Below are 10,961 nucleotides of genomic sequence, written 5' to 3' on the forward strand. Positions count from 1 at the left end.
GGCCCGGGGGAAGTGCCCCGGGCCCGGCGTCGCGGCGCTGAAGCGCGCCCGCAACTCTCAGTACTCGTCGTGGCGGCGCCACCAGGAGCTGGGCGCGTCGGCGCCGTGGCTCTCCTCTTCCCAGGCCTCCTGCCGGCCGAGCGGGGTGACGTCGAGGTAGCGGTGCGACGCCAGGAACACCTCGCCGCCGCGGCCGGTCGTGAAGTACGTGCGGAAGACGTCGTCGCCCTCGCGCAGGAAGACGCTGACGCCGAAGCCCGCGCCGACCCCGCAGTCCTCGGTGAAGCTCGTGCCGTGTGCGGACACCCACGGCACGTCCCAGCCCATGCGCGTCCGGTACCGCTCGATCTCGGGCAGCGTCGCGGGCGCGACGACCTTGAACGTGACGTCGCGGGCGTGCAGGTGCGCCAGGTGCGGCAGGTTGTCGACCAGCAGCGAGCAGCCCGGGCAGCCCGCTTCGTCGCCCGGGTGCAGCATGAAGTGGTAGACGATCAGCTGGCGGCGGCCCTCGAACAGGTCGAGCAGGCTGACCTTCCCCTCGGCGCCGTCGAAGGGGTAGGTCGCGTCGAAGCGGACCATCGGCAGGCGACGGCGTTCGGCGGCGAGCGCGTCGGCCGCCTTCATGTGCTCCTTCTCCTTGACCAGCAGCGCGTCGCGCGCGGCCTGCCATTCCTGCGGGGAGACGATCGCGGTCATCGGGTGTCCTCTCGTCGGGTGGGGAAGGAGCCGGCCAGGTCGGCGAAGCTGGAGGTCCAGCCGTCGTGGTGGCCGTCGCGTTCGCGGGTGTCGAGGGTGACGGCGCACCCGGTGAACCCGCTCGGGCCCAGCCGGCTCGCCAAGTGGTCCGGGTCGGTCCACGCCGTGAACACGAGCTCGCGGGGCGCGTCGAACACGCGGGTGATGGTCAGTGCGGAGTCAGGCACCTTCGGCTCCTTTCCGAAGCTCCCGCAGGTGCTCGTCGAGGCGGTCGAAGCCGCCCTCCCAGAACCGGCGGTAGGCGGCCACCCAGTCGGCGACGTCCTCCAGCGGTTTCCCCTCTAGCCGGCAGGGCCGCCACTGGCGGGTGCGGCCGCGGGTGATCAGCCCGGCCTGTTCCAGCACCTTCAGGTGCCGGGACACCGCGGGCAGGCTCATCGGCAGCGGCCCGGCCAGCTCGCTGACCGTCGCTTCGCCGGCGGAAAGCCGGGCGAGGATGGCGCGCCGCGTCGGGTCGGCGAGCGCCGAGAACGTGCGGCTCAGGTGATCGGTGGCAGTCGTCATTTCAGCACCTTGTTAATTAACGGACTGGTTAAACATAGCGTCCAGCTGGTGGTTGTCAAGGTGTGCCCGAGCCGCCGTGAGACCCGCGTCACCGGCCGTCGGGTTTCCAATAGTAGGAAGTCAAAGTATTTTGGGGGGATGAGCAGTGAGCTGTACCGCCCCGCGCACCCCGTCCGGTTCGTCACGGCGTCGAGCCTGTTCGACGGCCACGACGCGTCGATCAACATCATGCGGCGGATCCTGCAGTCGCAGGGTGCGGAGGTCGTGCACCTCGGCCACAACCGGTCGGTCGACGAGGTGGCCACCGCGGCCATCGCCGAAGACGTCCAGGGGGTGGCCATCTCGGCCTACCAGGGCGGGCACGTCGAGTACTTCTCCTACCTGGTCGAGCTGCTGCGCGAGCGCGGCGCCGGCCACATCAAGGTCTTCGGCGGCGGGGGCGGGGTGATCGTGCGCGAGGAGATCGACCTGCTCCACTCGCGCGGCGTCACCCGGATCTTCTCGCCCGAAGACGGCTACGAGATGGGCCTGCCGGGCATGATCAACATGATGATCAAGGCCTGCGACGTCGATCTGGCGGCCGACGGCCCGGCCCTCGACAAGGTGCTGTCCGGCGACGTCGCCGCGCTCTCCCGCGTCATCACGCAGCTGCAGGCCGAGCGCCTGTCTAGTGACGTGCTGAGCGGGATCACCGAAGCCGCGGCCAAGCGGGAGGTGCCGGTCCTCGGCATCACCGGCACCGGCGGCTCGGGCAAGTCGTCGCTCACCGATGAGCTGATCCGGCGCTTCCGGCTGGACCAGGAGGACAAGCTGCGGATCGCGGTGCTCGCGGTCGACCCGTCGCGGCGCAAGGGCGGCGGCGCGCTGCTCGGCGACCGCATCCGGATGAACTGCCTCGACGGCTCCCCGGTGTACTTCCGCTCGCTGGCCACCCGGACGACGTCCGGCGAGATCCCGGCCGGCCTGAGCGAGTCCATCCTGGCCTGCAAGGCCGCCGGGTTCGACCTGGTGATCGTCGAGACGCCGGGCATCGGCCAGGGTGACGCCGGGATCGTCGACTTCGTGGACCAGTCGCTGTACGTGATGACGCCGGAGTTCGGCGCCGCGTCGCAGCTGGAGAAGATCGACATGCTCGACTTCGCCGACGTCGTCGCGATCAACAAGTTCGAGCGCCGCGGCGCCGAGGACGCCCGCCGCGACGTCGCCCGCCAGCTGGTGCGCAACCGCGAGGCGTTCGAGTCCGGCCCGGACGACATGCCGGTGTACGGCACGAGCGCGGCGAAGTTCAACGACGACGGCGTCACCGCGCTGTACCAGCAGCTGCGCGGCCTGCTCGCCGAGCGCGGCCTGACCGTCTCGGCCGGGACGTTGCCGCAGGTCGAGGGCAAGGTGTCGACGGACGCGAGCACGGTCATCCCGGGCACCAGGGCCCGCTACCTGGCCGACATCGCCGAGACCGTCCGCGGGTACCACGCGACGACGGAGAAGCAGGTCGCGGCGATCCGCAAGCACGAAGCGCTGACGACCGCCCGCGACGAACTGGCCAAGGTGGACGCCTCGACCGACGCCCTCGACGGGCTGCTCGCCACCGCGAAGTCCGATGTGGACGGCGAAGCGACCCAGCTGCTCGAACGCTTCCGCGCGCTGGCCGAGGACTACCGCCAGGACGAGCTGGTCGTGAAGATCCGCGACAAGGAGCTGCGCACCCAGCTGTGGCGCGACACGCTGTCCGGCAACCGCATCCCGCGTGTCGCCCTGCCGCGGTACGCCGAGTCGGGCGAGCTGCTGTCGTTCCTGCGCCGCGAGAACCTTCCTGGTTACTTCCCTTACACCGCCGGTGTTTTTCCGTTCAAGCGTGACGGCGAGGACCCGGCCCGGATGTTCGCCGGCGAGGGTGACGCGTTCCGCACCAACCGCCGGTTCAAGATGCTCTCGGCCGACTCCGAGGCCAAGCGCCTCTCGACGGCGTTCGACTCGGTGACGCTCTACGGCCACGACCCGCACACCCGCCCCGACATCTACGGCAAGGTCGGCACGTCGGGGGTGTCCATCGCGACGCTCGAGGACATGAAGGTCCTCTACGACGGCTTCGACCTGACCGCGCCGAACACGTCGGTGTCGATGACGATCAACGGCCCGGCGCCGACGATCCTGGCCTACTTCCTCAACACCGCGATCGACCAGCGCGTCGAGGCGTTCAAGGCCGAGCACGGGCGCGACCCGTCCGAGGACGAGGCCGCCGAGCTGCGCGAGTGGGCGTTGAAGAACGTGCGCGGCACGGTGCAGGCCGACATCCTCAAGGAGGACCAGGGCCAGAACACCTGCATCTTCTCCACCGAGTTCAGCCTCCGGATGATGGCCGACATCCAGGAGTGGTTCATCGGACACGGCGTCCGCAACTTCTACTCGGTGTCGATCTCCGGCTACCACATCGCCGAGGCCGGGGCGAACCCGATCTCGCAGCTGGCGTTCACGCTGTCCAACGGCTTCACCTACGTCGAGTCGTACCTGGCGCGCGGCATGGACATCAACGACTTCGCGCCGAACCTGTCGTTCTTCTTCTCCAACGGCATGGACGCGGAGTACACGGTGCTCGGCCGGGTGGCGCGGCGGATCTGGGCCGTGGCCATGAAGGAGCGTTACGGCGCGAACGAGCGGTCGCAGAAGCTCAAGTACCACGTGCAGACGTCCGGGCGGTCGCTGCACGCGCAGGAGATGAGCTTCAACGACATCCGCACCACGCTGCAGGCGCTGTGCGCGCTCTACGACAACGCGAACTCACTTCACACCAACGCGTTCGACGAGGCGGTCACCACGCCGTCGGAGTCGTCGGTGCGCCGCGCGATGGCCATCCAGATGATCATCAACAAGGAGTGGGGCCTGTCGAAGAACGAGAACCCGCTGCAGGGCTCGTTCGTCGTCGACGAGCTGACCGACCTGGTCGAGGAAGCGGTGCTGGTCGAGTTCGACCGCATCTCCGAGCGCGGCGGCGTGCTCGGCGCGATGGAGACCGGCTACCAGCGCGGCAAGATCCAGGACGAGTCGATCCTGTACGAGCGCAAGAAGCACGACGGCTCGCTGCCGATCATCGGCGTCAACACCTTCCGCAACCCGCGCGCGGGCGAGGACGACATCGAGGTCGAGCTGGCCCGCGCGACCGAGGACGAGAAGAAGTCCCAGCTGGACCGCCTGTCGGACTTCCAGCACCGCCACAAGGAAGACGCCCAGCAGGCCCTCAAGGCCCTGCGCGAGGCGGCCACCCGCGGCGGCAACCTGTTCGGCGTCCTGATGGACGCGGCCCGGGTCTGTTCACTGGGCCAGATCACGGAAGCGTTCTTCGAGGTCGGCGGCCAGTACCGCCGCAACGTCTAGCGCGCCACGCCCGGCCGCCGGAGAATCGGCGGCCGGGCATGGCGCCGGTCACCCGGCCGAACGCACCGCCGTCAGCTGCCAGACCGGTACCAGCACCCGCCCGTTCGCGTCGGTGTCCAGGGCGGCCAGTGCGGACGTGTCGGCCGAGGGGTCGAGGAACGCCTGGACGCTGGCCTGCAGCTCCTGCGCGTCGAACGCGGTCGTGTAGACGGCGGGTTCGAGCCGCTCGATCGTCCAGTCCTTTCCGACGGTCTCGCGCAGGTTGGCCTCGCTGATCAGGTACGGCGCCGGGAACGCGTTCGGCACCTCCTGCGAGAAGCAGAAGAGGTGCAGCCGCGCGCCCGGGCGGGTCGCGCGGGTCAGCGCGGCCAGGTACTCGCGCCGCGCGTCCTCGTTCAGGCAGTGGTAGAGCGCGCTGTCGAGCACCGTGTCGAAACGGCCTTCGTAACCTTCGAGCTTCGTCGCGTCGGCCACGGCGAAGGTGACTCCCGGGGCGCGGGTGCGGGCCTGCTCCACGGCCGACGGCGCGCCATCCAACCCGGTGACGCTCAGCCCGCGCGAGGCGAGGAACCCGGAGTTGTCGCCGAGGCCGCAGCCGATGTCGAGCACCTCGCCGGTGAACCCGCCGGCGTCGGCCAGCGCGACCACCAGCGGCTGCGGTGCGCCGAGGTCCCACGGCATCTTCCGGCCGATCGGGGTGGCGCCGCGGTAGGCCTGCTCGAAGTCGAGATCTTCGGCGCTCGTGCCCGGATTCGTCATCCTTGCCCCCTTATTCAACGTATGATGAGATAACTCCATCGTGCGACGGTCGGTGGCCGGCTGTCAACCCGGGGAATACGGCGGCGGAGCGAGGGGTAGTCGTTGGTATGAAATTCGGGATCTCGACGTTCGTGACCGACGAGGGCATCCGGCCGGACGTGCTGGGCGCCGCGCTGGAGGAACGCGGGTTCGACTCGCTGTTCCTGGCCGAGCACTCGCACATCCCCGTGAGCCGCGACAGCGCGTACCCGGGCGGCGGCGACCTGCCGGAGAAGTACAAGCGCACGCTCGACCCGTTCGTGGCGCTCACCGCGGCCGCGACCACGACGTCGGAGCTGCTGCTCGGCACCGGCATCGCGCTGCTGATCCAGCGTGACGTGATCCACACCGCCAAGGAGGTCGCCTCGCTCGACCTGATCTCCGACGGCCGCGCGCTGTTCGGCGTCGGCGTCGGCTGGAACCGCGAGGAGATGGCCAACCACGGCACCGACCCGAAGACCCGCGGCGCGCTGATCGACGAGCAGCTGGCCGCGCTCAAGGAGATCTGGACGAAGGACGAGGCCGAGTTCCACGGCGAGCACGTCGACTTCGACCCGATCTACGCCTGGCCGAAGCCGGTCCACCAGCCGCACCCCCCGATCTACATCGGCGGCGAGAGCGAGGCCGCGATCAAGCGGCTGATCAAGTACGGCGACGGCTGGCTGCTGCGCGGGAACCTGCACTTCGACGAGGCCAAGAAGGTTCGCGACCGGCTCAACGCCGAAGGCCGTGAAGACGTCCAGTTCGCCGTCTTCGGCGGCGACACGAAGGCCAAGGTGATCGACGGCTTCCGCGACGCGGGCGTCGAGCGCTACACGTTCATGCTGGAGACCCTGCCGGAGGCCGAGACGCTCAAGGCGCTCGACGAGCTCGCCGAGGTGGCGGCGGCGCACCGGTGATCGTGGTTCGATGGCGGGAGAGGATCAAGATGAAGGAGCAGGACGCGTGAGTGAAGTGCAAATCGGTCTCGCCGCGGCGCTGGAGCAGTTCTCGCCGCGGGAGTCGATCCGGCTGGCGAAGCTGGCCGAGGAGCAGGGGTTCTCCGGCCAGATGGCCGCCGACCACTTCCAGCCGTGGGTGCCCCAGCAGGGTGAGGCCTCGTTCGTGTGGAGCGTGCTGGCGTCGCTGGCCGAGAACACGACCGGTGACCTCGGCCCGGGCGTGACGTGCCCGTCGTTCCGGCTGCACCCGGCGATGGTCGCGCAGGCCGCGGCCACCCTCGAGGCGACCTACCCGGGCCGGACCTGGCTGGGCATCGGTTCCGGGGAGGCCCTCAACGAGCACATCGTCGGCGGCTACTGGCCGGAGGCCCCGGAGCGGGTCCGGCGGATGTTCGAGGCCCTCGAGATCATCCGGAAGCTGTTCACCGGCAAGGACGTCAAGCACTCGGGCGAGTTCTTCAAGCTGCACAACACGCGCTTGTGGACGCTGCCCGACGGCCCGCCGCCGCCCGTCTACATCGCCTCCGCGGGCCCGTACACCTCCCGCAAGACCGGTGAGCTGGCCGACGGCCTGATCACGCCCGGCGCGTCCATCGACAAGCTGGCCGGCATCGTGGACAACTTCAACCAGGGTGCGAAGAAGGCCGGCAAGGACCCGGACTCGATGCCGAAGCTGCTGCAGGTGCACCTGTCGTGGGCCGAGGACGACGAGACGGCCTGGGCCAACGCCCTGGACCAGTGGCCCAACGGCGGCATGAAGTTCCCGAAGGCCGACGTCCGCTCGCCGTTCGACTTCGCGCAGATGGCGAAGCTGGTGCGGCGTGAGGACTTCGAGGGCCGCATGGTCGTCTCGAGCGACCCGGACGTGCACCGCGCGGCGCTGCAGAAGTACGTCGACGCCGGCTTCAACCGGATCTACATCCACAACGTGGGCCGCAACCAAGACGAGTTCCTGAGCACCTTCGGCAAGGAAGTCCTGCCGAAGCTCAGCGCTTAGCGGCTCAGCGGGCGTCCCCGCTCCGGGGGCGCCCGCTCGGCCACGGGCCCAGCTCCGGCAGGTCGCCGGTGAGGCCGTCACCGGTGTCCCTTCCGGACAGCCACGCGGCGAGCGCGCGCGGCGGCCCGGTGACGATCGCGTCGTGCGGCAGGCGTTCCTTGAGGAAGTCCACGGCGTGTTCGCAGAAGTCGCCCGGCCAGTCGGCCGGGGTCGCGGCTCCGACGTCGACGGCGTGGATCCAGACCTCGCGCCAGCGCGCGAACACCGTGCTGGACAGCTTCCCGTCGCGGTAGTTCACCGGCTGGTCCCAGTCGGCGACCCGGCTCCACGCGACTTCCAGCCGCTCGGAGTGCTCGCGCAGGGCGCTCCGGTGTTCGTCGGCGGTCCGGTCCGCGGTGGCCTCGATGATGCCGTCGCGGTCGTGCGTCGCCGGGTCGTAGAGGGGGATCAGCACCCCGCGCCCGGCGTGCTCCACCAGGTCCGCGAGCGCGCGCCCGGCGTCCGTGACGTGGGCCAGGACGTGCCCGCGCGTCCAGCCGGGCAACGTCGTGGGGGCGCCGACGTCGGCGTCGGTCAGGCCGCCCAGGGCGCGGAGGAGGTGGCGGTGCGCGTCGGCGACCCCCGCCGTCGGGATCACTTGTCGAGCAGCAGGTGGACCGACAGTTCGAGGCGGTTCGCGACGTCGGCGGCCGACGCGCGGCGAGTCACCCACGCCACCAGGTTCGCCATCCAGACGTCCGCGACGACGTGGAAGATGTCGCGGTCGGCCTCGGTCGGGTCGGTGATGCCCATCGCCTGGGCGAACATGTTCTCCATCAGCAGGCCGACCTGCTCCACCTCGGCCGCGGCGGACGTGTCGGCGAACATGAACGCGCGCACCATCGCCTCGGTGAGGTGCGGGTCGCGCTGCATCAGCCGCGTGTTGCGGCCCAGCACGAACATCAGCCGCTCGGCCGGCGTCTCACCCGGGATGGCTTGGCGCTCCAGCTTTTCCTGCGCCCGCTCGAACTCGCGCGCCAGCCCGGAGACGAGCAGGTGGATCTTCGACGGGAAGTACCGGTAGAGCGTGCCGAGGGCGACGTCCGCCTTCTCCGCGACGGCTCGCATCTGGACGGCGTCGTAGCCGCCCTTCGAGGCCAGGGCGAGGGTCGCGTCGATGATCCGGCGACGGCGGTCGCGCTGGGCGGCCGAACCGAGCTCGTCGGCGCCGATCGCGCTCAGCCCGTTACCACGCGCCTTGGTCGGTGCCTTGGCTTTGCCGGGCATCGGCTTCCCCCGTCCTTCGGAACTTGTTCCAGTTCACGACGTAGAGTACCTGTCCTGGCGAAACGTTCAACAAATGACCCACTGGGCGAAAAACTGTAACACGTTCTACACTCGCGAGTAGTGTCCCGTAACCGCGAGGAGACCCGATGCCGGTCGCGCTCACCGACGAACAGGCCGCGCTGGCCGCGGCGATCCACGCCTGGTCCGCCGACTGCCGGCCGCGTGACGCGGTCCGGGCGGCGGAAACCGGGCCCCCGGCGGGGATTCCCGCCGGGTTCGCCGATCTCGGCCTGTTCGGCGTCGCGCTGCCGGCCGCCGCGGGCGGGGCCGATGGCAGCGTCGCCGATCTCGCCGCCGGGCTCGCCGCGGCGGCCGAGGAACTGGTGCCAGGGCCCGTCCTGAGCACGGCCCTGGGTGGGCTCCTGCTCGCTTCGGTGGCCGAGGCGAAGGAGCTGCTGACGGCGGTGGCCGAAGGAACGGCCACGATCGCGGTGCTGCTGGACGAGCCCGCCGACGACGTCCTCGTGCCCGGCGCGCACCCGGACGCCTGGCTGCTGGTGCCCTCCGGCGACGGCCACGTGCTGCTCGCGCCCGGCACCCCCGGCGTCACGATCGAGCCCGTGGCGCCGTTCGACTTCTCCCGGCCGCTGGGGCGAGTCCGGGTCACCGACGTCTCCGGCGACGTCCTCACGCTGCCGCCGGTGGCCGAGCTGGCCGCGACCCTGGCCGCCGCCGAGGCCGCCGGGGTGGCGCGGCGGACGCTGACCATCGCCGTCGAGTACGCCAAGGTCCGCGAGCAGTTCGGTCAGCCGATCGGGGGATTCCAGGCGATCAAGCACCTGTGCGCCGAGATGCTTTGCCGCGCCGAAGCGGCCGAAGCGCTGGCTTGGGACGCCGCGAACGGGCAGCACCCGCTCTCGGTGGCGAGCGCGGCCGTCGTCGCCCTCGACGCGGCCGTCGCCAACGCCGAGGACTGCGTGCAGGTGCTCGGCGGGATCGGCTTCACCTGGGAGCACGACGCCCACCTCTACCTGCGCCGGGCCGTCGCGCTGCGGCAGTGGCTCGGCGGCTCCGGGCCGTGGCGGCGGCGGGCGGCGGCCCTCGCGCTCGCCGGGACCGAACGCACCCTCGGCGTCGACGTCGGTGACGATCCTTCGCTGCGGGAGGAGGTCGCGCGGATCGCCGCGCTGCCCGAAGCCGAGCAGCGGGTCGCGCTGGCCGACGCGGGGTTGCTGACGCCGCACTGGCCGGTGCCGTTCGGGCGCGGTGCCGATGCCGCTGCCCAGCTGCGGATCGACGGTGCGCTGGCCGCCGCCGGTGTTCGCCGGCCAGACCTGGTCATCGGCGCGTGGGCGGTGCCGACGATCCTCGAGCACGGCAGCGACGAGCAGCGCGAGCGGTTCGCCCGGCCCACCCTGCGGGGCGAGCTGACGTGGTGTCAGCTGTTCAGCGAGCCCGGCGCCGGTTCCGACCTGGCCGCGCTGCGGACGGCGGCCCGGCGGGTCGACGGCGGCTGGCGGCTGAGCGGGCAGAAGGTGTGGACGTCGCTGGCCCGCGAAGCCGGCTGGGGGATCTGCCTGGCCCGCACCGACCCGGCCGCGCCCAAGCACAAGGGCATCACGTACTTCCTGGTCGACATGCGCGCCGAAGGCATCACCACCCGGCCGCTGCGCGAGATCACCGGCGAGGCCGTGTTCAACGAGGTGTTCCTCGACGACGTCTTCGTGCCCGACGCCGACGTCGTCGGCGAGCCGAACGGCGGCTGGCGGCTGGCGCGCACGACCCTGGCGAACGAGCGCGTGGCCATCGGCGGCGGTTCGGCGGTCGGCGAGAGCGTGCAGCAGCTGGTGTCCACAGTGGACGCCGCCGCGCTGGACGACGTCGCCCGCGACCGCCTCGGCGAACTGGTCGCCCAAGGCGTCGCAGGCTCGGTCCTGGACCTACGTGCGGCCTTACGTCGGCTAGGCGGCCAGGACCCGGGCGCGGAGTCGAGCGTCCGCAAGCTGCTCGGGGTGCAGCACCGCCAGGACGTCGCGGAGTTCGCCCTGACCCTGGCCGGCACGGCCGCCCTGGCCGCGACCGGCCCCGCGGCGGCCGCGCAACACGAGTTCCTGATGACCCGCTGCCTCTCGATCGCCGGCGGCACCACCCAAGTCCTCCGGTCCCTGACGGCAGAACGCCTGCTGGGCCTACCCCGCTAGCCGAGTCCCGCCCCCAATCACGCGAGACCCGCCCCCAATCACGCGAGACCCGGCCCGGATCACGCGAGTCGTCCCTCCAATCACGTGAGTTGACCCTCCAATCACGCGAACCGACCGTCCAATCAC

General features: G+C 70.8%; 10 protein-coding genes. 4 read left to right on the forward strand and 6 right to left on the reverse strand.

Annotated features, from left to right (window positions below):
* Positions 1 to 57 precede the first annotated feature (57 nt).
* From OG439_RS01745 to OG439_RS01755, 3 genes are read right to left on the reverse strand one after another with little or no spacing between them, the layout of a single operon-like run.
* Entirely contained in the window at positions 58 to 696 is a 639-nt protein-coding gene (locus tag OG439_RS01745; protein WP_326947575.1) for a DUF899 domain-containing protein, read from the reverse strand.
* On the reverse strand, positions 693 to 923 hold the full coding sequence (locus OG439_RS01750; RefSeq protein WP_326947577.1) for an SRPBCC domain-containing protein: 231 nt from the start codon (positions 921 to 923) through the stop codon (positions 693 to 695). Before OG439_RS01750 ends, OG439_RS01745 begins: the two co-directional genes overlap by 4 nt.
* Positions 916 to 1,260: an ArsR/SmtB family transcription factor gene (locus OG439_RS01755; protein ID WP_326947578.1), complete on the reverse strand. Its 345-nt coding sequence runs from the start codon at positions 1,258 to 1,260 to the stop codon at positions 916 to 918. The genes OG439_RS01750 and OG439_RS01755 overlap by 8 nt, the downstream gene beginning before the upstream one ends.
* A 138-nt stretch (positions 1,261 to 1,398) precedes the next feature.
* Between OG439_RS01755 and icmF the strand changes: the two genes are divergently transcribed.
* Positions 1,399 to 4,632 (forward strand): fused isobutyryl-CoA mutase/GTPase IcmF, encoded by a 3,234-nt coding sequence (gene icmF / locus OG439_RS01760; RefSeq protein ID WP_326947579.1) that lies wholly within the window; start codon positions 1,399 to 1,401, stop codon positions 4,630 to 4,632.
* Between the two features lie 48 nt (positions 4,633 to 4,680).
* On the opposite strand, the gene OG439_RS01765 is transcribed toward icmF, so the two are convergent.
* Positions 4,681 to 5,391 carry a class I SAM-dependent methyltransferase gene (locus tag OG439_RS01765; protein WP_326947580.1) on the reverse strand — a complete coding sequence of 237 codons (711 nt, stop codon included), beginning with the start codon at positions 5,389 to 5,391 and terminating at the stop codon, positions 4,681 to 4,683.
* 107 nt (positions 5,392 to 5,498) lie between these two features.
* Between OG439_RS01765 and OG439_RS01770 the strand changes: the two genes are divergently transcribed.
* Entirely contained in the window at positions 5,499 to 6,329 is an 831-nt protein-coding gene (locus tag OG439_RS01770) for an LLM class F420-dependent oxidoreductase (RefSeq protein WP_326947581.1), read from the forward strand.
* Positions 6,330 to 6,375: 46 nt separating this feature from the next.
* Positions 6,376 to 7,368 (forward strand): TIGR03557 family F420-dependent LLM class oxidoreductase, encoded by a 993-nt coding sequence (locus tag OG439_RS01775; protein WP_326947582.1) that lies wholly within the window; start codon positions 6,376 to 6,378, stop codon positions 7,366 to 7,368.
* Positions 7,369 to 7,372: 4 nt separating this feature from the next.
* Here the strand turns inward: OG439_RS01775 and OG439_RS01780 are convergent, their stop codons facing one another.
* The gene (locus OG439_RS01780; RefSeq protein WP_326947583.1) at positions 7,373 to 8,005 is read right to left on the reverse strand and encodes a maleylpyruvate isomerase family mycothiol-dependent enzyme; all 633 of its coding nucleotides are present in this window, start codon (positions 8,003 to 8,005) and stop codon (positions 7,373 to 7,375) included.
* Entirely contained in the window at positions 8,002 to 8,634 is a 633-nt protein-coding gene (kstR, locus tag OG439_RS01785; protein ID WP_247063307.1) for a cholesterol catabolism transcriptional regulator KstR, read from the reverse strand. Before kstR ends, OG439_RS01780 begins: the two co-directional genes overlap by 4 nt.
* Before the next feature lie 146 nt (positions 8,635 to 8,780).
* On the opposite strand from kstR, the gene OG439_RS01790 reads away from it, so the two are divergent.
* On the forward strand, positions 8,781 to 10,835 hold the full coding sequence (locus OG439_RS01790) for an acyl-CoA dehydrogenase family protein (protein WP_326947584.1): 2,055 nt from the start codon (positions 8,781 to 8,783) through the stop codon (positions 10,833 to 10,835).
* The last annotated feature ends 126 nt before the right edge of the window (positions 10,836 to 10,961 follow it).

This window comes from Amycolatopsis sp. NBC_01307, assembly GCF_035975215.1.
Taxonomy (GTDB): Bacteria; Actinomycetota; Actinomycetes; order Mycobacteriales; family Pseudonocardiaceae; genus Amycolatopsis.